Origin of the sequence: Methylobacterium nodulans ORS 2060 (assembly GCF_000022085.1) — a bacterium.
GTDB classification, from domain to species: Bacteria; Pseudomonadota; Alphaproteobacteria; order Rhizobiales; family Beijerinckiaceae; genus Methylobacterium; species Methylobacterium nodulans.
Genome location: NC_011894.1, coordinates 342306 through 364628 on the forward strand (window position 1 = coordinate 342306; position 22323 = coordinate 364628).

The 22323-nt window shown below is 71.1% G+C and carries 19 protein-coding genes; 14 read left to right on the plus strand and 5 right to left on the minus strand.

Features of this window, described 5'->3' with window-relative positions:
- Positions 1-91 precede the first annotated feature (91 nt).
- The 4 genes from MNOD_RS01485 (at position 92) to MNOD_RS01500 (ending at position 3047) form a co-directional block, all read left to right on the plus strand.
- Positions 92-928: an ABC transporter ATP-binding protein gene (locus MNOD_RS01485; RefSeq protein WP_015927057.1), complete on the plus strand. Its 837-nt coding sequence runs from the start codon at positions 92-94 to the stop codon at positions 926-928.
- A 74-nt stretch (positions 929-1002) separates the two neighbouring features.
- A complete protein-coding gene (locus MNOD_RS01490) occupies positions 1003-1248 on the plus strand; it encodes a hypothetical protein (RefSeq protein ID WP_015927058.1) in 246 nt (81 codons plus the stop codon).
- A 284-nt stretch (positions 1249-1532) separates the two neighbouring features.
- Positions 1533-2534, plus strand: a complete 1002-nt coding sequence (locus MNOD_RS01495) for an asparaginase (protein ID WP_015927059.1) — start codon at positions 1533-1535, stop codon at positions 2532-2534.
- A 252-nt stretch (positions 2535-2786) separates the two neighbouring features.
- Entirely contained in the window at positions 2787-3047 is a 261-nt protein-coding gene (locus tag MNOD_RS01500) for a DUF6894 family protein (protein WP_015927060.1), read from the plus strand.
- Between the two features lie 126 nt (positions 3048-3173).
- On the opposite strand, the gene MNOD_RS01505 is transcribed toward MNOD_RS01500, so the two are convergent.
- On the minus strand, positions 3174-4472 hold the full coding sequence (locus MNOD_RS01505) for an MFS transporter (RefSeq protein ID WP_015927061.1): 1299 nt from the start codon (positions 4470-4472) through the stop codon (positions 3174-3176).
- Positions 4473-4596: 124 nt separating this feature from the next.
- Here MNOD_RS01505 and MNOD_RS01510 point away from each other — a divergent pair, with 124 nt between their 5' ends.
- Together MNOD_RS01510 and MNOD_RS01515 are read left to right on the plus strand one after the other, a co-directional pair.
- Positions 4597-5157: a TetR/AcrR family transcriptional regulator gene (locus MNOD_RS01510; protein ID WP_015927062.1), complete on the plus strand. Its 561-nt coding sequence runs from the start codon at positions 4597-4599 to the stop codon at positions 5155-5157.
- Positions 5158-5359: 202 nt separating this feature from the next.
- Complete coding sequence (locus MNOD_RS01515; protein ID WP_015927063.1) at positions 5360-6166, plus strand: CYTH domain-containing protein; 807 nt, start codon at positions 5360-5362, stop codon at positions 6164-6166.
- Positions 6167-6711: 545 nt separating this feature from the next.
- Here the strand turns inward: MNOD_RS01515 and MNOD_RS01520 are convergent.
- Positions 6712-8046: an IS1182-like element ISMno8 family transposase gene (locus MNOD_RS01520; protein ID WP_012631188.1), complete on the minus strand. Its 1335-nt coding sequence runs from the start codon at positions 8044-8046 to the stop codon at positions 6712-6714.
- Positions 8047-8425: 379 nt separating this feature from the next.
- Between MNOD_RS01520 and MNOD_RS01525 the strand changes: the two genes are divergently transcribed.
- Together MNOD_RS01525 and MNOD_RS01530 are read left to right on the plus strand one after the other, a co-directional pair.
- Positions 8426-9787, plus strand: coding sequence for a dicarboxylate/amino acid:cation symporter (locus MNOD_RS01525; protein ID WP_015927064.1), 1362 nt, complete (start codon positions 8426-8428; stop codon positions 9785-9787).
- The gene (locus MNOD_RS01530) at positions 9784-10707 is read left to right on the plus strand and encodes an ROK family protein (protein ID WP_015927065.1); all 924 of its coding nucleotides are present in this window, start codon (positions 9784-9786) and stop codon (positions 10705-10707) included. Before MNOD_RS01525 ends, MNOD_RS01530 begins: the two co-directional genes overlap by 4 nt.
- 24 nt (positions 10708-10731) lie before the next feature.
- On the opposite strand, the gene MNOD_RS01535 is transcribed toward MNOD_RS01530, so the two are convergent.
- Complete coding sequence (locus MNOD_RS01535) at positions 10732-11355, minus strand: HdeD family acid-resistance protein (RefSeq protein ID WP_015927066.1); 624 nt, start codon at positions 11353-11355, stop codon at positions 10732-10734.
- A gap of 214 nt (positions 11356-11569) precedes the next feature.
- Between MNOD_RS01535 and MNOD_RS01540 the strand changes: the two genes are divergently transcribed.
- The 4 genes from MNOD_RS01540 to MNOD_RS01555 all read left to right on the plus strand — a co-directional run bounded on the left by MNOD_RS01540 (position 11570) and on the right by MNOD_RS01555 (position 17242).
- On the plus strand, positions 11570-12772 hold the full coding sequence (locus MNOD_RS01540; protein ID WP_015927067.1) for an HlyD family secretion protein: 1203 nt from the start codon (positions 11570-11572) through the stop codon (positions 12770-12772).
- A complete protein-coding gene (locus tag MNOD_RS01545) occupies positions 12769-14364 on the plus strand; it encodes a DHA2 family efflux MFS transporter permease subunit (protein ID WP_015927068.1) in 1596 nt (531 codons plus the stop codon). The genes MNOD_RS01540 and MNOD_RS01545 overlap by 4 nt, the downstream gene beginning before the upstream one ends.
- Positions 14365-14441: 77 nt before the next feature.
- The gene (locus MNOD_RS01550; protein WP_015927069.1) at positions 14442-15389 is read left to right on the plus strand and encodes a cation diffusion facilitator family transporter; all 948 of its coding nucleotides are present in this window, start codon (positions 14442-14444) and stop codon (positions 15387-15389) included.
- A 122-nt stretch (positions 15390-15511) separates the two neighbouring features.
- Complete coding sequence (locus MNOD_RS01555; RefSeq protein WP_244424641.1) at positions 15512-17242, plus strand: adenylate/guanylate cyclase domain-containing protein; 1731 nt, start codon at positions 15512-15514, stop codon at positions 17240-17242.
- A gap of 115 nt (positions 17243-17357) precedes the next feature.
- Here the strand turns inward: MNOD_RS01555 and MNOD_RS01560 are convergent, their stop codons facing one another.
- Positions 17358-18476: a transglycosylase SLT domain-containing protein gene (locus MNOD_RS01560; protein WP_015927071.1), complete on the minus strand. Its 1119-nt coding sequence runs from the start codon at positions 18474-18476 to the stop codon at positions 17358-17360.
- A gap of 406 nt (positions 18477-18882) precedes the next feature.
- On the opposite strand from MNOD_RS01560, the gene MNOD_RS01565 reads away from it, so the two are divergent.
- Entirely contained in the window at positions 18883-20055 is a 1173-nt protein-coding gene (locus tag MNOD_RS01565) for a class I SAM-dependent methyltransferase (protein ID WP_015927072.1), read from the plus strand.
- Between the two features lie 63 nt (positions 20056-20118).
- Here MNOD_RS01565 and MNOD_RS01570 read toward each other — a convergent pair whose 3' ends face one another.
- Positions 20119-21075, minus strand: coding sequence for a LysR family transcriptional regulator (locus MNOD_RS01570; RefSeq protein WP_015927073.1), 957 nt, complete (start codon positions 21073-21075; stop codon positions 20119-20121).
- A gap of 200 nt (positions 21076-21275) precedes the next feature.
- Between MNOD_RS01570 and MNOD_RS01575 the strand changes: the two genes are divergently transcribed.
- Positions 21276-22268, plus strand: coding sequence for an FIG domain-containing protein (locus tag MNOD_RS01575; protein ID WP_015927074.1), 993 nt, complete (start codon positions 21276-21278; stop codon positions 22266-22268).
- Positions 22269-22323: the final 55 nt, after the last annotated feature.

The window sequence follows — 22323 nt, forward strand, 5'->3', positions numbered from 1 at the left end:
GCGCGGGGGGGATCCCCTCTCCCACTCGGGAGAGGGGATCCCCGCGATACATCCGGCAGCCGTGCAGTGCGTCACCATCGTGGAGCCACCCATGCCCCAGATCACAACCCTGGAGCGCCCCGCCGCGGAGGCGGCGAGCGCCCCGCTCCTGGCGCTGCGCAACGTCGAGGTCGTGTACGACGACGTCATCCTGGTGCTGCGGGGCCTCAGCCTCGACGTGCCGGCCGGCTCGATCACGGCCCTGCTCGGGGCCAACGGGGCGGGCAAGTCGACGACGCTGAAGGCCATCTCGGGGCTCCTGCGCTCGGAGAACGGCGAGGTCACCCGCGGCGAAGTGCTGTTCGACGGTGAGCGCATCGACGGGATCGAGCCCGACCTGATCGTGCGCCGCGGCATCTTCCAGGTGATGGAGGGCCGGCGGATCATCGCCGACATGACCCCGATGGAGAATCTGCGGCTCGGCGCCTTCTCGCGGCGCGACCGCGCCGTCGCGGAGGACCTGGAGCGGGTGCTCACCTATTTCCCGCGGCTGAAGGAGCGCACCGGCGCGGCGGGCTATCTGTCGGGCGGCGAGCAGCAGATGCTGGCGATCGGCCGCGCGCTCATGGCCAGGCCCCGCCTGATCCTGATGGACGAGCCCTCGATGGGCCTCTCGCCGCTCCTGGTGAAAGAGGTTTTTTCCATCATCCGGCAGATCAACCGGGATCTCGGCGTCACCATCCTGCTCGTGGAGCAGAACGCCCGCGCGGCGCTCGCCGTCGCCGACCGCGGCTACATCATGGAACAGGGCAAGGTCGTGCTCGACGGCACGGTCGAGGAGCTGCGCGCCAACGAGGACGTGAAGGAATTCTATCTCGGCGGGGCCGGCGACCAGCGCAAGACCTTCAAGAACCTGAAGAGCTTCAAGCGCCGCAAGCGCTGGCTCTGACCGGCCCTGCGGGCGCGACGGCACATTTCCGGCCCTCGCGCGTTGTCCGGCGTCCCACAGAGGAGCGGACGCGGATGCCGAACGCCACCTACCTCACGCCGGACGAAGTCGAAGCCTATGCCAGGGCCGGCGAGGAGGCGCTGAAGCTGTGCCTTCGCCGCCATCTGGCAGAGGAGCAGGCCGCGTTCTGGCACGCCATCCGGCTCTGCTACGGGCAGAGCCTCTCGCCTCTCCCTGCGGCCGACCTCGCCGCCCTCCCCGCGGCCGCGATTCCGGCGCCGCATGTGCTCCAGGGCGCCGTCCCCGTCGAGCTGCAATAGGCGGTCGCGCGCCCCACGAGCAGCCAGGAAGCCGCCACCGTCCCGGGACGCCTCCCCTCGTCATCGCTGTCGCGCCACCCCGATCAGTTCACCACCGGCCGGGCCGACCTTGAGGGATGACACCGCGGCTGACTGAGCGCGCCCTCCTGGGGCGGCTGCCACGCAGGTCAGGTTCTCTTGAGGGCCCGACCGGACATTCGTCCCTGACGTTCCGGCCCTTGCGTCGCGGCCCGATTCTCGCCTCTGTCGCGCCGATCGCATCGGACGAGCCGGAGGACACAGGAATGGCGCAGCGGCCGAAGGTGGCTTTCATCGGTACGGGCGGGACGATGTCGTCCATCGGCCGGGACAGACTCGACCTCCTCGACTACACGGCGACCGACAAGCGGCTCGAGGCGGATGCGATCCTCGACGCCGTGCCGGAAGCGCGCGCGGTCGCGGAGGTGATCCCGGTCCGGTTCCGGGCGGTGACAAGTCCGGCCATCGGATTCGGCGTGTGGCGCGACCTCGTCCGGCTCTGCGAGCAGCAGGTCGCGGCGCATCCCGACCTCGCCGGCATCGTCATCGGCCACGGCACCGCCACTCTGGAGGAAACCGCCTATGCGCTCTCCCTCACCCTCACGGTCGAGGTGCCGGTGGTGCTCGTGGGCTCCCAGCGGCCGATCAGCGCCCTGTCGAGCGACGCGCCCCTCAACCTCGTCAACGCGATCCGCACCGCCGCCGCCCCGCAATCCCGCGGCCGGGGCGTGCTCGTCGTCCTCAACGACGAGATCCAGGCCGCCCGCGACGTGACCAAGACGTCGGTCGCCCGGATGCAGACCTTCCGCACGGCGGATTTCGGCATCCTGGGGCAGGTGGACGGCCCCTCCGTCACCTACTACCGCCGCAGCGAGCGCCGCTATGCGCCGGACACCGAATTCGACATCCGTGCCCTGCCGGCGCTGCCGCGGGTCGACATCTCCTACGGCTACGCCGATGCGGATGGCACCGCGGTGCGGGCCTTCGTGGCGGCAGGGGCCCGCGGCATCGTCTCGGCGGGCCTCGCCCCCGGCATGACGCCGCCGGCCGAGGCCGACGCGCTCGAGACGGCCGCGCAGGCGGGGATCCTGGTCGTGCAGTCGACCCGGGCCGGGAGCGGAATCGTGCCTCTGACGACGCGCCTGCACCAGCGCGGCATCCTCAGCGCCGACAATCTCACGCCGCAGAAGGCGCGCATCCTCCTCGCGCTCGCCCTCACCGTCACGTCGGATCCGCGGGCCGTCGCCGAGATCTTCGCGACCTACTGAACAGCGCCATCGATTCAAGCAGAGAGCCGGTCTTCACTGCCATTCGGCGGTGAAGACCGGCTTATCCTTTGTTAAACAGACGATTTCTGCCTTATCTCCGCCACAACTCACCGCCGAGATCGCCCAGGGCGGCGGTGATCTTGTCCAGGAGCACCCGATGAGCTTGGTCGTTCTCGATCCCCTCACGGGAGAGCGCGTGGTCATCCGCCAAGAGCGGCCGTCCGAAGCCGGGCCCGATGCGGAGGTTCAGCGATGCAGCGCTTCTACTTCAATGCCCAGATCGGCGAGGTCCTGGTGGCCGATCTCGCCGGCGAGCCCCTCCCCGATGCCGAGCAGGCCTGGCACGCCTCCCAGGCCATCGCCGCCGCGATGATGCGCGAGCCGCGGACCCGCGACACGCTCATGGAGGCGAGCCTCGTCGTCACCAACGAGGCGGGCGAGGTGGTGATCGACCTGCCCTTCGCGGAGGCGGATCTGTTTGTCGCGGAGCCGGAGCACGCCTCCGCCGCCTAGGGTTTAAGTCCAGGAGAACCGGACACCTTTTCTCTGTCCGGACGACGACACATCGATGCCTCAAGGTCTGTCAGGCGCTTCCAGACGCGCCGGACAGCCCCTGAGGCTTGAGCCGCGCGCCTGACCTCAAGCCGTCGCCACCGCCCGGCGGGCGGCGCGGCCGATCATCAGCGACATCATCGCGGCGACGAGCCCGGTGAGCCCCGCGGCCAGGAAGGCTTCGAGGTAGCGGCCCTCGACGGCACGCGATAGGCCGGCCCCGAAGGCCGCCGTGGCGGCGCCCGCCTGATGTCCGGCTGCGATCCAGCCGAACACGATCGGCGCGTCGCGCTCGCCGAAGACCTCGTTCGTCAGCCGAACGGTCGGCGGCACCGTCGCGATCCAGTCGAGCCCGTAGAAGACCGCGAAGATCGACAGGCTGTAGAACGAGAAGTCCGTGAAGGGCAGCGCCATCAGCGACAGGCCGCGCAGGCCGTAATAGACGAAGAGCAGCTTGCGCGGGTCGTACCGGTCGGTGAGCCAGCCGGAGCCGGTGGTGCCGATCAGGTCGAAGATGCCCATCAGCGCGAGCAGCCCCGCCGCGCGCACCTCCGGCAGGCCCATATCGGCGCAGAAGGAGATCATGTGCGTGCCCACGAGCCCGTTGGTGGTGAGCCCGCAGATGTAGAAGGTGCCGAACAGGAGCCAGAAGTCGGACTTGCGGCTCGCCCGCACGAGGCCCTCGATGGCGGTGCGAAAGGGGTTCGCGCGCCGCAGCGGCTCGACTACCGCGCCGGGCGCGGCCCCGTAGGGCAGAAGGCCGATATCGGCGGGCCGCTCGGGCAGGAGCCAGGTCACCAGCGGGATCAGGGCCGCGATCACGCCCGCCACGGTCAGCACCACCGGCTGCCAGCCGCCCGCCGCCGCGATGGCGGCGAGGCCGGGCAGGAAGACCAGCGTGCCGGTCGCCGTGCTCGCGGTGAGGATGCCCATGACGAGGCCGCGATGGGCGGCGAACCAGCGGTTCACCACGGTCGCGCCGAGCACGATGGCAACGCAGCCGCTGCCGAGGCCCGACAGCAGCCCCCAGGTGGCGACGAGGTGCCAGGGCTCGCTCATGAATGCGGAAAGGCCCGTCGAAGCGGCCATCAGCGCCAGCGCGCAGAGCAGGGTCCGGCGGATGCCGAAGCTCTGCATCAGCGCCGCCGCGAAGGGCCCGACCAGCCCGTACAGAAAGATGCCGAGGCCCGCCGAGAACGAGATCGTGGCGCGGCTCCAGCCGAAGGCCTGCTCCAGCGGCAGGATCAGCACGCCCGGCGCTGCCCGCAGGCCGGCGGCCGCGAGCAGGGCCAGGAAGACCACGCCCACCACCACGAAGGCATAGTTCCGGCCGAACGGCCGGCGCGAAGCCGGGGGCGCGCCCCCCGCGGCGAAGGCGTTCGACATGTAGGACAGCCCCCGATTCCGTGATAGGATGTTCCGTACCGGTCAGTAACATCATTGCGCGGAAAGGCAAGGGGCACGGATGGCGGGCGAGGCAGTCGGGACGAGCCGAGCGGAGGGCCCGCGCATGCGGGCCGGGGACCGCATCCGGGCGGCGGCCCGCGATCTGTTCTACCGTCGCGGCATCCGGGCCGTGGGCGTCGAGGAGATCGTCGAGCGGGCAGGCGTCACGAAGCCGAGCCTCTACCGCGGCTTCGCCTCGAAGGACGCCCTCGCGGTGGCCTGCCTGGAGGATTTCGCCGCCGCCTTCCAGGCCCGTCTGGAGACGGCGCTCTCGGCCCATCCCGGAGATGCGCGGGCCGGGCTGATGGCCTTCCTGGCGGATCTGACCGACCGCACCTCCCGGCCGGGCTACCGCGGCTGCGGCCTGTCGAATGCGGTGATCGAGCATCCCGAGCCGGACCATCCGGCCCGCCGGGCGGCGCTCGCGAGCAAGCGGGTCCTGCGGGCGCGCCTGGAGGAGATCGCCCGCGACCTCGGCGCCCGCGAGCCGGAGGGACTCGCCGACGGCCTTCTCCTGCTGATCGAGGGAGCCTTCGCGAGCGGGCAGATCTTCGGGCCCGGCGGCCCGGCCCGCAGCCTGACCCGGGCCGCCGAGGCGCTCATCGCCGCAAGCCGCGCCGCGTGAGCGCCGCGACCGACGCTCGCTCCGGGCCCGATGCCGCATCGCCTCCGGCGTTTCGGCCGGCGATTCGCCGCGCCTCGGCGGGCCCTCCGGACGCTTCCGGGGCCCCGACCCGATGGTAGAGGTTGGACCGGACGCCCGGTTCGGGTAGGACCATAGTCTGGGAGTGCCGGCGCGCCGGCGCGATTGGAGTGGAGTTGCGGCCATGACCCTCGTGCGGCGTTTCCTGGTGGCGCCATCCCTGGTCCGGCTGATCCGGAAGGAACGCGGCGCTTCCCGCATCACGGAGGGCTATTTCCAGCCCCAGGCGGGCCGCACCTCCTTCGTGCGCGTCGATGGCACGCAGTGCCATCTGGTGCTGATGACGACGGACGAGGCCGGCGTGTCGGGCGAAGAGCGGACGGAAGTGCCGCGCGCCCACGGGGACGCGCTCCTCGACGTCTGCGCCGGCAAGGCCGCCTATGACCGCACCGTCATCGCGCTCGGCAACGGGCGCGACGCGCTGGTGGACCGCTACGCGACCCCGGGCGCCCTCGACCTCATCTCGGTCGCCTTCGCGGAAGCCGACGAGGCCTCCGGCTTCGCGCCACCGGCCTGGTTCGGCCCCGAGGTGACGGCGGATACGGCCTATCTCGGCTCCAGCATCGCCCTGCAGGGGACGCCGCAGCCGGGCGAGGTCCCGCTCAGCAACGCGGCGCTCGACGCGGTGCTCGATCTCGTGGAGCACCGCTACGGCTTCGGACGCTACGGCGCACCGCGCACGGACGATGCCAATACGGTGACCAACGCCCTGCGCCGGCTCGCCACGCGGCCTCCCGGCGAGGCCGCGGCCGCGCCGGCGTCCAAGCCGGAGACCCAGGCCGGCGAGGAGCCCGGCGACGCCCGCATCGACGACGTCATCGAGAGCCTGTCCCAGGCGCTCGGCGCCACCGTCCCGGGCGAGGGCGGACGCGAGGAGGGCGCAGCCTTCGAGCGCTGGACGGTCCGCCCGCGGCGCACGCAGCCGACCTGACCGGCGCGCCGGCGAGGTCTCTCGATACCGCATCATCGTCTCCCGCGCGCCGCCGGTCGGCGCGCCGGAACCCGGAGAGCCGCGAACGCGCTCGGCCGCAGCGCGCAGCGCCGGATCAGTTCACCACCGGCCGGGCTCCCCTGACGGATCACGCGACGAGTCCGCCCGACGCGTCCAGCGACGATCATCAATCGGCCCGCCCGGCGTCACCTCGCCCGCTCCCTCTGTCCCGAGCGCATGCAGCGGCAGCGGAAGGATATCCGGGAAGGAGGGAGTGCGAAGGGGCGGAGACCCTGTGATCCTGTGATCCGGTCCGCGAACGCTCCGTTCGGAGACCGTGTCGTCGCGCCCCTTAAGCCAAGCCATGCCGTCCGAACGCTCCCGCCGGGGGCAGCCAACCCCGGCCCTCAATCGATGCTGGCTCAGCATGAGGAGCGGGGCGGCTGCCACGCAGGTCGGTTTCTATCTAGGAGCCCGTCCGAGTAACGGGTTGATGCGTTGGGATTGAGGTTGAGATCTGGGCGGATGGATTCCGCGCCACAGGCTTAGCGCGCGGCCTGCGCCAGCTTCAGGAGGTTATGGGCGGTGCAGATCATCGCCCACTCGCCTCGGACCTGCTCAAGACCGCGCAGCAGGAACTGCCGAAAACCTCTGGCCTGCTTCATCTGCCCGAAGACCGGCTCGACCACCTGCTTTCTCAGGCGGTAGCGGCTCCGGCGCCCAGCCCGCTTCAGCCGCTGAGCCATCGCGCTCATCAGCGGCATCTTCGTCAGCTTGCGCCGTCCAGCCGCATGGGCCTCGCCGTGACGCGCTCGGCCGGGCGGCAGGTAGCCCCGGATCCGACGCGCCTGGAGCGCCGTCAGGTTCGCCTCGGTGGCAAAACCGGCATCGCCCGAGACCTCGCGCGGCTTGCGTCCGAGATGAGCAGAGACGTCGTCGATCAGCGGCACCAGGGCACGATAGTCGGCTGCGTTGGTCACGAGCCGCTGCGCCACGATCACCTGATGCGCCGCATCGACCGCGATCTGGCCATTGTAGCCCTGCACGAACCCGTCGCGGGTGGGCAGGATCCGGCTGTCCGGCTCGGTGAAGTTGCGCTGTGCCCGGTCGGGTGGGCCGCCGTCCTCGCCGCGCAGGGGCCGCCCCTGCCAACGCATGCCCGACGAGGCGCCCGGCCCGCTCTCGTCCTCAGGGGCGGGCGGATCGGCGGCCTCGGCTTCCAGGGCGGCCTTGGCGGCGCGGATCGCAGCAAGCCGCCGCTGCTTGTCGGCCATCCAGTCCGGCGTCTCGTCGCCGCGCCGATCCATTCCGTGCGCGCGGTCCTCAGCGGCATCCATCTCGGCAGCTTGGGCAAGCCACGCCTCGACCTCGGCCGCCAAGGCCGCTTCGGTCGTCTTCATCCGGCCGTAGCTCATCGCTTTGTGGCGCGAGGCATTGGCCTTCAGCTTGGTCCCGTCCACCGCCACATGAGCAAAGCCCACCAGCCCGGCCGCCTGGCACAGCCGCAGCACCTGCACGAACAGGTCCGACAGCGCCGCGAGATGACGCTTGCGGAACTCGGCGATGGTGCGGAAGTCGGGCCGGTTCAGGCCGGTCACCGCCATAACGTCGACCCGCTCCTCGCAGGCGCGGGCGAGTTGGCGCGAGGAGTACAGGCCGCGGCTGTAGCCGTAGAGCAGGAGCGCCACCATCATGCCGGGATGGTAGGGTGGATAGCCGCGCTCCTCGGTATAGGTGTCGAGGATGGCTGACAGATCGAGCGCCTCGCGCACCGTGTCGCGCACGAAATGCGCCATATGCCCGGGCGGCACGAACTCATGCAACGAGGGCGGCAGCAGCCAGCCTTGATCGACATCCCAGGAGCGAAACACCTTGGCCATGGGCCGAGTGAATCACCTCCGCGCCCCGCCGTCGAGACGCTTACTCGGACAGGCTCCTAGCTCAAGACAGGGAGCAGGCTCCCTGCAGGGTGGCACGACCGCTCGAAACGACCGCCGGGCCCGCGCGGCCGGAGAAGACGCAACCGTTTTGCCCTCACGGCGCTTTTCCGCGGGGAAGTTGTGTGATCGATTACGCAGGCTGATCGCCCCGTGACGGAACTCCGTCAGGTTCGGCTGTCCGCACCGGTCCTGCGGTGGCCGCACGTGACGCAGCGCGGGTCGCCCCCGGCACCGGTACGCGCGCCATGTCTTTGAATTCACAGAAATATCGCCGACGCTCGACACCGCCGTCGGACGATCATTGAGGGAGAGAGGCCCGATGCAGCCTACTGCCGCCCCAACCGCCGCCGCGCCCACCGCGCCCGCCGCGCCGCATCACCCCTGGTACAGGGTTCTCTACATCCAGGTGCTGATCGCGATCGCGCTCGGCGTGCTGCTCGGCTATCTGGCCCCGGACACCGCCAAGTCGATGAAGCCGCTCGGCGATGCCTTCATCGCGCTCATCAAGATGATGATCGCGCCCATCATCTTCTGCACCATCGTGCACGGCATCGCGTCGATCGGCGACCTGAAGAAGGTCGGCCGCGTGGGCCTCAAGGCGCTGGTGTATTTCGAGGCCGTGTCGACCCTCGCGCTCCTCGTCGGGGTGATCGTCGGCGAGCTGATCCGGCCGGGCGCCGGCTTCGGGGCGGACCCCGCCAAGCTCGATGCGAGTGCGGTGGCCGGCTATGCCCAGAAGGCAGCCGGCGAATCGACCATCGGCCACCTGATGGCGATCATCCCAAAAAGCTTCTTCGACGCCCTCGCCACCGGCGACCTGCTGCAGGTGCTGCTGATCGCCATCCTCACCGGCGTCGTGGTCACGGGGCTCGGCGAGCGCGCCAAGGGCGTCACCCACGCGATCGACGTCGCGGCCGAGATTTTTTTCCGCATCATCGGGATGATCGTGAAGCTCGCGCCGCTCGGCGCCTTCGGGGCGATGGCCTTCACCATCGGCCAGTTCGGCATCGGCAAGCTCGGCAATCTCGCCGGCCTCGTCGCCACCTTCTATCTCACGAGCCTGTTCTTCGTGCTGGTGGTGCTCGGCCTGATCGCGCGCTTCGCGGGCTTCTCGATCCTGAAGTTCCTCGCCTACATCAAGGATGAGTTGCTCATCGTGCTCGGCACCTCCTCGTCGGAGAGCGTGCTGCCGCACATGATGCAGAAGATGAAGCGGCTCGGCGCATCGGACTCGGTGGTCGGCCTCGTCATCCCGACCGGCTACTCGTTCAACCTCGACGGCACCAACATCTACATGACGCTGGCGACGCTGTTCCTGGCACAGGCGGTCGGCGCGGATCTGAGCTTCGGCCAATACGCCACCATCATCCTGGTGGCGATGCTGACCTCGAAGGGCGCCTCCGGCGTCACCGGCGCCGGCTTCGTGACTCTCGCCGCGACCCTCGCGGCGATCCCGGGCAACCCCGTCCCGGTCGCCGCGATGGCGCTCATCCTCGGCGTCGACAAGTTCATGTCGGAATGCCGCGCGCTCACCAACCTGGTGGGCAACGGCGTCGCCACCATCGTGGTGAGCCGCTGGGAGGGCGAGCTCGATCCGGTCAAGCTGCGCGAGGTGATGGCCCACCCGGTGGCGATCGGGACCGAGATCTCGGACGAGACGCCGGAGCCGATCACGCCTTGAGCACGCGCCCTCCCCTCCTGATCGGCCTCGATGTCGGCGGCACCAAGATCGCCGGCATCGCGCTTGGCCCGGACGGCCGGGTCCTGGCCGAGCGCCGCGCTCCCACGCCACGGGGCGATTACGAGGGATCGCTGCGGGCAATGACCGATCTCGTCGCGGCGCTGGAAGCCGCGGCCGGCGGCACCGGCACGGTCGGGCTCGGCATCCCGGGCGCGGTCTCGCCCGCGACCGGCCTCATCAAGAACGCCAATTCCACCTGGCTCATCGGCCGGCCCTTCAAGTCCGACCTGGAGCAGAGGCTCGGCCGCCCGGTGCGGATCGAGAACGACGCCAATTGCCTCGCGGTCTCTGAGGCGGTCGACGGCGCCGGGGCGGGAGCGAGTCTCGTCTGGGCGGTGATCCTCGGCACCGGCGTCGGCTCAGGGATCGCCGTCGAGGCCCGCGCGCTCTCCGGCCGCAACCGCATCGCCGGGGAATGGGGCCACAATCCCCTGCCCGCTCCGCGCGAGGACGAGCACCCGGGGCCGCCCTGCTATTGCGGCCGCCGCGGCTGCATTGAGGCCTGGCTCTCCGGACCGGCGCTGACCGCCGATCACGCCCGGGTCACGGGCGAGACCTTAAGCGGCGAGGCGATCGTCGCGGCGATGCGGGCCGGGGATGCCGTCGCGCGGGCGACCTTCGCGCGCTGGCGCGAACGGCTCGCCCGCAGCCTCGCCTCGGTGATCAATATCCTCGATCCGGACGTGATCGTGCTGGGCGGCGGCCTCTCGACCATCGACGAGGTCTATCCGGGCCTCATCGAGGAGGCGGCCCCGCATGTCATCTCGGACGTGGTGACGACGCCCATCGTGAAAAGCCGCTACGGCGACGCCTCCGGCGTGCGCGGAGCGGCTTGGCTGTGGAAGGATGCGACGGACTGACACCTCGCCACCGCGTCCGGGGAATCAGGCCGGCCGCGCGGCGCTTGGCGGCAGGGCCTCGGCATGCCGGCTGCGCAGGCGGAAGGCGAGGATCAGCATCAGGACGCCGAACGCGATGGCGTAGCCGGCCAGCCAGTAGGTGAGCACGAGCAGGGATACGCCGGGATTGATCAAGAGCGCGATGCCGAACAGCACCGAGCAGACGCCCCCGAGCACCAGCCACCAGCGCCCATGGTCGAGGTGCAGCCGGAAGGCCGCCGCGATCATCAGCGCGCCCGTGACCAGCGCCCAGGCCGCCGTGAGATAGACGAAGGCCAGGAGCGCGCTGCCCGGCACCAGGAAGGCCACGATGCCGACCAGGATGTCGAGAATCCCCTCCGCCAGGAGGAGACCCCAGCGCTCGTGCCGCTCCGCGGCCCGCACCGCCGCGACGATGTCGGCGATCCCGTCGACCAGCATGTAGGCGGCGAAGAAGATCACCAGCGTGTAGAGCGTCGCGATGGGCGAGACCAGGGCGATGATCCCGAACAGGATCGCGAAGACGCCCCGCAGGGCGACCAGCCACCAGTTGCGGGCGAGCACGGCGCTCATGGCGGTCAGCCGGTCGGGCGGCGTGCCGGCGGAAGGAACGGACGGTCCGGTGCTCATGGGAATCTCCGGAACTGCGAGGACGGCGTGAAGCTCGGCTGCGGCCGGCCTGCTCGCTGAACGCGGCGCACAGCGCTACGTTCCGTCGCCGGGTCGGGATGAAACTCCGCGCGAAACCGTCACTTGGGGAACCCGGCCGCGGGCGGCGGAATTCACTGGCCGAGGCGGGCGCCGTGCGACGGCCGCAGAGGCGGCCGGACCGTGGATGTCGAGTATGCTGGACGATCAATCCGGCGCGGAGCACCGCGACGGGCGGAGTCCCGATGCGCCGGCGGCGAGGAACCGGGCCGACCTGCCTCGCTCCCACGACGCGACCCCCTCCCCGGACCGGGAGCCGGAGCGGACGGGTTCGTCCCGGGACGGCCGAGGCGGCCGGGGCGAGAAGACGCCGTCGCCGATCCGCCGCCACCCGGTCTGGTTCGCCCTCGGCGCGATCCTGCTCGTCGCCACGGGGGCGGCGGGCTTCTGGTACTGGCTCGTCTTCGTGCACCCCTACGAGTCCACGGACGACGCCTTCGTGGCCGCCCGCCAGTTCTCGGTCGCCCCGAAGGTCTCGGGCTACGTCGTGGCCGTGCCGGTCACCGACAACCAGCACGTCGAGGCCGGCAGCGTCCTGTTCCAGATCGACCGGCGCGACTACGCGGCCGCCCTCCGGGAGGCGCAGGCGCAGGTCGCCTCGGCCGAGGCCGCGATCCGCAACATCGACGCGCAGATCGAGGCCCAGAGGGGCAGCATCGCGGAGGCCGAGGCGCAGGTCGAGCAGGCCGATGCCGCCCTCGCCTTCGCCCGCCAGGAGGCTGCCCGCTACCAGGACCTCGCCCAGCGCGGCGCGGGCAGCATCCAGCAATCCCAGCAATCGACCTCGAACCTGCAGCAGCAGCAGGCCAACCTGTCCCGCGCCCGCGCCGCCGTGACCGTGGCGCAGAAGCAGGTCGGCTCGCTGCAGGCCCAGCGGGCCGGCGCCGAGGCGAGCCTCGCCCAGGCGCGCGCCCAGGAGGAGCAGGCGAGGCTCAACCTCGGCTATACGACCGTGACGGCGGCCCAGGCCGGCCGGGTGGTCCGCCTCACCGGAGCGGTCGGCCAATACGCGCAGGCCGGCCAGGCGCTCGGCATGTTCGTGCCCGACGACATCTGGATCACCGCGAACTTCAAGGAAACCCAGATCACCGACATGCGGCCGGGCCAGGACGTCGATGTCGAGATCGACGCCTACCCGGATCGCACGATCAAGGGCCGCGTCGAGTCCGTGCAGCCGGGCTCGGGAACCGCTTTCAGCCTGCTCCCGGCCGAGAACGCCACGGGCAACTTCGTGAAGGTGGTGCAGCGCGTGCCGGTGAAGATCGTGGTCGACCACTGGCCGGAGGACGTCGCGATCGGGCCCGGCCTGTCCGTCGTGCCGACGGTGCGGGTGCGGTGAGCGCTCCCGACCCCGCCGACAGCGCCGCGGGCGGGCACAATCCCTGGCTCGTCGCCGTGGTGGTGGCGATCGCAACCTTCATGGAGGTGCTCGACACCACGATCGCCAATGTGGCGCTGCGCTACATCTCGGGCGGCCTCGCGGTGGGGCCCGACGAGGCCGCCTGGGTGGTGACGAGCTACCTCGTCGCCAACGCCATCGTGCTCACCGCCTCGAGCTTCGTCGCCAAGCGCTACGGGCGCAAGGCGTTCTTCATGGCGGCGATCGCGCTGTTCACGGTCTCCTCCATCCTGTGCGGATTCGCCTGGAGCCTCGAATCCCTGCTGGTCTTCCGGGTGCTGCAGGGGCTCGGCGGCGGCGGCATGGCGCCGCTCGCACAGTCGATCCTGGCGGATTCCTTCCCGCCGGAGAAGCGCGGGCAGGCCTTCGCGCTCTACGGAATCGCCATCGTGGTGGCGCCGGTGGTCGGGCCGACGCTGGGCGGCTGGCTCTCCGACACCTATTCCTGGCACTGGTGCTTCCTGATCAACGCGCCGGTCGGCGTGATCGCCCTCGGGTTGATCCATCTCCTGGTCCAGGATCCGAAATCGGCGATCGAGGAACGCGAGCGCCTGCGCCGCGAGGGCGTCGATTTCGATCTCGTCGGCTTCGTGCTGGTCGCGACCTTCCTCGGCTCGCTCGAAGTCGTGCTCGACCAGGGGCAGCGGAAGGACTGGTTCGGCTCGAACCTCATCGTCACCTTCGCGGTGTTCATGGGGATCGCCTTCGCGGCGATAATCCCGTGGGAGCTCACCCGCAGGAACCCGGTCGTCGACCTGCGGCTGCTCGGCCGCCGCCAGTTCGGCTCCTGCTTCCTCGTGATGATGGCGACGGGCGCCATCCTGATCGCCACCACGCAGTTCCTGCCGCAGCTGCTCCAGGATCATTTCGGCTACACCGCCACCTGGGCCGGCCTCGCCCTCTCCCCCGGCGGCCTCGTCACCTGCCTGATGATGTTCGTGATCGGTCGCATCGCGAGCGTCGTGCAGCCGAAATACCTCATCGCCGGCGGGGCCGCGATCATCGCCGTCGCGATGGTCGATCTCACCAACCTCTACGGCGACCTCGATTTCGGATTCTTCGTCTGGTCGCGCATCGCGATCGGCATCGGCCTGCCGATGATCTTCCTGTCGATCACCGCCGCCTCCTACGAGGGAATCGCCCCGGCGCAGACCGACCAGGCCTCGGCGCTCATCAACGTCGCCCGCAATGTCGGCGGCTCGATGGGCGTGTCGCTCGCCCAGAACATGCTCGCCTACCGGCAGCAATTCCATACCAGCCGGCTCGTGGAGCACGTCGTGCCCTCCGAGCCCGCCTACCAGGAGACGCTGCGGCACGCCACCGACTACTTCGCCACGCACGGCGCCTCGACGGTCGACGCGCAGAGCCAGGCCTTCGCCTGGATCGGCCAGCAGGTGCAGACCCAATCGGCCTTCCTGGCCTATATCGACGTGTTCTGGACGCTGGCCATGGTGTCGGCCGCCACCATTCCGCTGGCGATGATCCTGACATCGGTGAAGCGCCGGGGCGGCGCGCCCGCCACCGGGCATTGAGGCCCGGTGCCGGGCGTTCGGGCCCGGTGCCGGGCACTGGAGCCCGGCGGGAGCGTTGGCGCGGTGGAGGACCGCCCGTGAACCAGTCCGGATCGCGTTTCGTCATCTACGCCGCCCTGGCCGGCAACCTCGCCATCGCGGCGACCAAGCTCATGGCCGCCCTCTACACCGGGTCGAGCGCGATGTTCACCGAGGCCGTACATTCCTTCGTCGATACGGGCAACCAGGGGCTGCTGCTCTATGGCCTGCACCGGGCCGCGCGGCCGGCGGACGACAGCCACAATTTCGGGCATGGGCTCGAACTCTACTTCTGGTCCTTCGTCGTCGCCCTGATGATCTTCGCGCTCGGCGGCGCCTACGCGATCTACGAGGGCATCGAGAAGATCCGCCACCCCCACCCGATCGAGGCGGCCTGGGTCAACGTCGCGGTGATCGGCACCGCCCTGGTCTTCGAGGGCCTGTCCTTCCTCGCCGCGTGGCGGGAGATGCGCCACCGCTTCGCGCGGCTGCCGCTCTGGCGCGCGGTCGCGCGCAGCAAGGACCCGAGCACCTTCGCGGTGGTGCTGGAGGACGGTGCGGCCCTGATCGGCCTCGGCTTCGCGCTGGCGGGCATCGTCGGGAGCACGTGGCTCGGCCGGCCGCAGAGCGACGGCGTGGCCTCGGTGGCGATCGGCCTGCTGCTCGTCGCGACCGCCATGGTGCTGTTTCGCGAGACCCGCAGCCTGCTGACCGGCGAGAGCGCCTCGCCCCGCCTGATCGAGCAGGCCACCGCCATCCTGCGGTCCGACCCGCGGGTCCTCGGCGTGCCGCGTCTGCGCAGCCTCCATCTGGGACCGACGACCGTGCTGCTGGCCGCCTCCCTCGACCTCGACCGCGACCTGAGCGCCGAGGGCATCCGGCACGCCGTCGGCGACCTGCGCGGGGCGATCCGGCACGGCCTGCCGGGGGTGGAGCTGCTGCTGGAACTCCGCGAGGCGGAGGCCGTGGCGTCATCCGACCGGGGCGCGATCCCGGCCCGCCCGTAGAGGCTCCGCTCCCGCGCGACGGGACAATCCCGCGTGAAGGGCCTACCGTCCCGCGCGCCCGTCACCACTTGGAGCAGCGTCGCTGTTCCTCCCGCCGAGTTCGCCTCACGATGGCTCTCGTCATGCCTGCCGCGCGCGCCGCCGGCCACGCGCCGTCCGGATCGACCGTCCGGCTGTGGCGCGGCTCCGTGGCGCAGCGTCTGCGCCTCGTCTCGGGGCTGATCCTGTTCGCTTTCGCGGCGACGCATTTCCTCAACCATGCGCTCGGACTCTTCGGCATCGAGGCCATGCTGGCCTTCGAGCGCTGGCGCGCCACGGTCACTCGCTCCGTCCCCGGCACGGCGCTGCTCGCGGGCGCGCTCCTCGTGCATGCCGGGCTGGCGCTGAGAAAGCTCGCGGCGCGGCGCAGCCTGCGCCTGCCCGCCTGGGAGGCGGCTCAGATCGTCCTCGGTCTCGCGATCCCGTTCCTGCTGGTGCCGCACATCCTCGGCACCCGGGTGGCGAACCTGCTCTACGGCCTCAACACCTCCTACCCGACGGTGATCGCCCATCTCTGGCCGGACGCCATCCCGCGCCAGACCCTCCTGCTCACTCTGGTCTGGGCCCATGGCTGCCTCGGGCTGCACCATTGGCTGCGGCTCTCGCCGGGCTACCGGCGCGCCGCCCCCTGGCTCGGCGTCGCGGCGCTGATCCTGCCGCTCGCGGCCATGCTCGGCATCGCCATGCAGGGCGAGCTGATGGAGCGCGACCTCGCGGCCGCGGCGCGGTTCGACGCGGCGGATCTCGCGCAGCGCTGGCCGCAGTACCGCCCGCCCGAAGCGCTGACGGGCCTCGGGACGCCGATCATCGCTGGCTTCTACGCCGCTTCCGGTCTGGCCCTGGCGCTCGGACTCGTCCGGATGACGGCGGCCTGGCGGGCCCGGCGCATCGCCGTCACCTATCTGGACGGGCCCTCCGTGCGGGCTGCCGACGGGATGACACTCCTTGAGGTGAGCCGCGCCCACCGCATCCCGCATGTGGCGGTCTGCGGCGGGCGGGGACGCTGCTCCACCTGCCGCGTGCTGGTCACCCGGGGCACCCACAACCTCTCGCCGCCCAGCGCCCAGGAGACCGCGACGCTGACCGCGATCGGGGCGCCGCCCGGCGTGCGGCTCGCCTGCCAGGCGCGGCCGCGCGGCGAGGTCACCCTGATGCGGATCCTGCGTCCTGGCACCCGCGACCGTACCGGCGACCGCCTCGGCGATCCGGATCTCGCGGGGGTCGAGCGCGAGGTCGCGATCCTGTTCGTGGATGTGCGCGGCTTCACCCCGCTCGCCGAGCGCAAATTCGCCTTCGACGTCGTCTACATCCTCAACCGGTTCTTCGAGGCAGCCGGGGAGCCGGTCGTTAAGCATGGCGGCTGGATCGGCGGCTATGCGGGCGATGGTCTGCTTGCCCTGTTCACCCATCCGGACGGGATCGACGCCGCCTGCCGGGCGGCCTTTGCGGCAGCCGCCGACATCGATCGGGCCGTGCAGGCGCTCAACCGGCAGATCGCCGCCGAACTACCGGCGCCGCTGCGCATCGCCATGGGCCTACATGCCGGCCCCCTGGTCCTTGGGCGCCTCGGCTACGGCGAGAGCCGTCCGATGTCGGCGATCGGCCCGGCGGTGAACATCGCGAGCCGTCTCGAAACGCATGCCAAGGCCCACGAGGTGCAGCTGGCCGCCTCGGCCGCCGCCGCCCGCCGGGCCGGGATCCCCCTCGATGGCCTGCGCGTCGAGACCGTGGCGATCCGCGGCAGCGAGCAGGCCCTGGAGGTGGTCTCGGTCGAGCGGGCCGGCGACCTCGCCGGGCGCCTGCCGGCCGCCTGAAAATTTCTCGCGGCACCCCGGAACCGGCGGCAGCCTGCCGGGTTCTTCGGATGCAGCCTCCGCGTGCCATACCGCCGCGCGGGGCGATGGTCCGCGAGACAGCTTCGTCAGGGTCTCACGGAACCAGCGTTGCTTCCGCGGGAATCGCATCGCCCGGACGACGGGTGTCGATGCGATCCGCCAGAGCCGCGGCCGATTGGAAGCGGTCGAGGCGCCGGTCGATCATGAGGTCGAGTCTCTCGTAGACTTCGGCCACCGTGAGGCTGCGTGTCTTCTTGCCCTGGCGTTCAAAAAAAAGGCTTCGGTTTGCCCGCGCGGCGGCCCGGAACGCGGTCTGGGCCGGCTGGTCCGGCTTTTCCTGGGTGAGCTGCATGAAGCGGCTGGCGCTCGCCACCCCGAGGAGATGGGCGACGTAGCATTCGGTCTGCTTCAGGTCGCGGCCCAGGCGCTGCTCGATCCGCGCCCGGTCGCGCTTCATCATCTCGCCCGCCATCAGGCTCGCCACATAGGGGTCGCGGCGCAGCGCCAGGATTCTCCGGCGCGCCGCCGCATCCGGCACGGTCAGGCCTCCGCGGTGGCGCTGGATCAGGCCCGCCTCCTCGGTCAACCCATGCCGGGCGCCGAAGCTGCGGACCAGCTCGAGCCACGTGCCGGTGAGGAACTGGAACAGCCCCTCCGCCGACGAGGTCGCGGCCTGCGCATTCGGCCGGAAGCTCGATTCCTTGTCGGCAAGGGCCATCAGGTAGACCGGATCCACCTCGGTCTCCTTGGCGGCGCGCAGGATCGTGTCGACGAGAGCGCGGGGCACCCGCAGGGTGTCGAAGACAACGGTCTGGTCTTCGCCCGCCTCGCTGGCGAGGCGGTCGAGATCGAGCTGGATCAGCTCCGCCGTGCTGGGCTTCTCCTGAACCGGCACGAGGCCGCGCCACTCGGTCGTCCCCATGGGCGGCAGCGCGGAGCGCCGGGGCACCTGCAGATCGGCCCGGTCATGGGCCGCGGCGGCCGGCGCCAGCGCGTCCTGCGGCAAAGCGCCCGCGAGCGCGAGCCCGATGCCGAGTGCCGTCAGCACCCGGCCCGTCAGCGTGCGAACCACCCTGGCCTTGCGCGATTTCCGTCCCTGCGCGCTCTGCGGGATCAGCCACCGCACGGCGGCCTCGCCCTCGTCCGTCCCAGTCTCGGGCACGAGTCGGCACGCGTCGTCGGCGCAGGGCGCCGGCTCCGGGAAAACCCCCATGTCCTTGCCTTCGTTACCGCCCGGCCACTCGCGCGGCCGTGCCTTGCTTCGTCAGGAAAGGCACCTCTGGAGGGCCGAAGTGACCAGAATGGGACAGCGTAGCGTTAACGTCCGGGTCATTTTGCGGCGCGGTAAGCACCTGCCTGATCACAGATTTGTCGAAATTGGTCGGAACGGCCGGCCGAGCGTCACTGAAGCTTGCGCTAGTCTCTCGCGAACTAGCGGTTTCCTCGCGCCTGTCCTGCGGCCCTGCCGACCGGCCGGGCGACGCCACCCGCCGAGGGCCGCGCCTTCGACGCCGCGGATGCGAAGCGCCGCTCCGGCCCCCTCTCCGGTGCGGAGGGCGGGATCCCCGCGCCGTGCTCTCGCATTTCGGCCTCTGAACCCCCAGCGTCGGAGCCGCCGCGTGATTCCCTTCGGACTTGTCTCGCCGCAGAGCGGCGAAGCGCTGCACCACGACACGCCCCATTCCCTGCGCGAGGGCCGGCTCGGGCCACGCTGGCCCGTCATCGATGGCATTCCCTATCTGCGCGTCGGCCGGGACGACCTCGTCCGCGAGGCGCTCGGCCATCTCGACAAGGGGGCCCCCGGCCACGCCCTCGAACAGCTGCTCGCCGACCAGGACGACGGCTGGACCGGGCCGCGGCCCGATCCGGCACAGCTGCGCGAACTCGTGCGCGACCTCAAATACGTGTCCCTGCGCGAGGCGGTGGCGCGGCTCGCCTGGGGCGAGGTCGGCGACTATTTCGTGCATCGCTGGACGGACCCGACCTTCCTCGCCGGCCTCGCCCTCCTCGAAGCGCATTGGAACGCGCCGCTCTGCGTCTTCGAGCTCGCCTGCGGCATCGGGCATTATCTGCGCGAGCTGCAGGGCCGGGGCGTGCGCACCTCCGGGGCGGACGTGGTCTTCGCCAAGCTCTGGGTCGCCCGGCACTGGGTGGTGGGCCAGCGCGCGCAGCTCCTCTGCTTCGATGCCGGCTCGCCCCACTGGCCGATCGAGGGCACCCCCGTCGACCTCGTGCTCTGCAACGACGCCTTCTCCCTTCTGAAGGACAAGAGCTGCATCCTCGACTGCCTGCGCAGGACGGCCGGCGAGGAGGGCTGGCTCGCGCTCAGCCACATCCACAACAGCGCCCGGGCCGGGTTCTCGGCAGGCCACGCCGTCTCGGCGGCCGAGATCGAGGAGCTGTTTCCGGATGGGCTCGTCTACGACGACGCCGAGCTCACGCACGCCCTCGTCGAGGCCCGCGCCCCGGCGCCCGCGGAGCCCTCGGCGCTCGGCGCGGTCGAGGCCTTCTCGGTCGTGTGCGGCCCCGGCATGCGCCCGGCTCCGCGCGCGCTCGTCGACGGGCTGACCCTGCCGCCGGACGGCACGCAGCTTCGGCTCAACCCCCTCTACCGGCCGATGCCGGAGGGCGACTACGCCATCGCGTGGCCCTCCGAGCGCTACGCGGCGGAATACGGCCCGTTCGCGACCTACCCGATGCGCTCGCCCGGCCCCGAGACGATCGTGGCCGGCCCGGACACCGCCGAGCGAGCGCGGCGGCGCGAATTCGCGTCCCTGCCGGAGCGCTGGTGACGGCATCCTCACGGCCAGCAGGCCGGGGCGGCGTTGGCTCCGGCGCCCGTCCGGACGACGGGCCTATGCGGCCGCGGTCGCTCCGGCCGGCGCGCCCGGAGGCCGCAGCGGCAGCGTGGGCAGCCAGGACGCCCCCTCCGTGACGATGTAGTCCCACAGGGAGCGCGCAGCCGGGCTCAGCACCTTGTCGGCGCGCCGCACCACGAACCACTCGCGGCGGATCGGCAGGCCCTCGACGTCGAGGATGATCAAGCGGCGGCTCGCCACCTCGGCGGCGACCGTGTGGCCCGAGATCAGCGCGATCCCGAGACCCGCCATCACGGTCTGCTTGATGGTCTCGTTCGAGCCGCTGTCGATGCCGAACCGGGCGCGCTTGATCATCACGCCCGTCATGAACTCCTCGAACACCGTCCGGGTGCCCGAGCCGTACTCGCGCACCAGGAACGGCTCCTCGGCGAGTTCCGCCCTGGTGATGCCGACACGGCCGGCGAAGCGGTGCCCGGGCGCGGCGATCACCACCAGCGGGTGCGGCCCGAACGACTCCGCCGAGATCGGAAAGTCCCGCGGCGGCCGTCCCATGACGGCAAGGTCGACCTTGTAGTCCCGGATCGATTCGAGCGTCGCCCCCCGGTTGCCGACCACGAGGTCGATCTCGATGGACGGGTGCTGGTGCACGAAGCCGCTGATGATCTGCGGCGCAAAGTACTTGGCGGTCGAGACGACGCCGACCGCGACCCGGCCGCCGCTGCCGCCGCGCAGGGCCTTCAGGCGTTCCGCGCAGGTCTCCAGCACCGTGTTGATGCTGTCGATCGCCCACAGCATCTCGCGCCCGGCGTCCGTGGGCTTCAGACCCGCGCTGGTGCGGTCGAACAGCAGCAGGCCCGCCTCGTCCTCCAGGGCCTTGATGCGGGCGGTGAGAGCCGCCGGGGTGACGTTCAGCTCCTGTGCGGCGCGGGTCATCGTCCCGAGCCGGGCGATCGCCGCAACGGCCTGAAGCTGCTTGAGGGAGAGGTTACGCATCACATCCTGCCGTGTTCGCCCCATGCTCATTTTTTTTGAACATGGAGGCAAGTTTTTTCACATTTGCCCCCGGGAACCTCGGCCCCCATAGTTGATATCAAGGCGGACCCACGGGCTTGAGGCTTCCGCTTCCGGCGCGGGCTCCCGGGATCGGACCCGGATGTGCAGCGGGAAGCGCCGTGCACGGAAGGGATGGTGTGATGGTGGTCGGGACTCGCCTCGAGGCCTGCCTCGCCAGCGAGGGGGCTGGCGGCGATCGTGCGGTGGCGTCCGTGCTGACGGCTCTGGCCCTCGCGGCCGCCGAGACGAGCACCCTCCTCCGGAATGGCGGCCACGATTCCGGCCCCGGCCCGAACGGCCTCGAAGGCGCGGTGCGGTCGCGGTTCACGGCCGCCCTGCGCGATGCGCCGACGGCGCTCCTCGCCCTGCGGGAGGCGGAGCACGACGAGGTGCTCGACCCGGCGGCCTCCCTCGCGGTCGCCCTCTCGCCGCTTGACGGGGCCGACAATCTCGCCGGCAACCTGCCCGCCGGAACGATCTTCTCCCTGCGCCCGGCCGGCGACGGGGCCCCCTTCCGTCAGCCGGGCCGGTCGCAGGTCGCGGCCGGCTTCGTCACCTACGGGCCGCGGACCGACCTCGCGCTGACCTGGGGCCGGGGCGTCCGCATCTTCACCCTCGATCCGGCCTCGGGCGCGTTCCATCTCACCCGCGACGCGGTGACGATCCCGCCGACGAGCCCGCTCTACGCCGTCGATGCCGCCAATGCCCGCTTCTGGGAGGCGCCGGTGCGCGCCTTCGTGGACGATTGCCTGCGCGGCTCCGAGGGGCCGCGGGGACAGGATTTCGCCATGGGCTGGAGCACCTCGCTCGCCGCCGGCGCGCACCACATCCTGGCGCGCGGCGGCGTGCAGCTGATGCCGGGCGAGACCCGCCGCGGCTGCGCCAACGGCCAGACCCGCCTCGTGCACGAGGCGGCCGCGATCGCGCTCGTCATGGAGGCGGCGGGGGGCGCCGCGACGGACGGGCGCGATGGCCCGATCCTCGACCTCAAGGCCCTGGACCTGCACCAGCGCACCCCCTTCGTGTTCGGCTCCGCCGAAGAGGTGGCCTGCGTCGGCAAGTATCATGACGGCCGCCGCCATACCGGCGCCCGCTCGCCGCTCTTCGGTCAACGGGGCCTTCTGCGCGCCTGAGACCGGGCTCTCGGCCTTTGGTGCGGTCGCGCTTTGCGCGCCGAACCGGCATCCA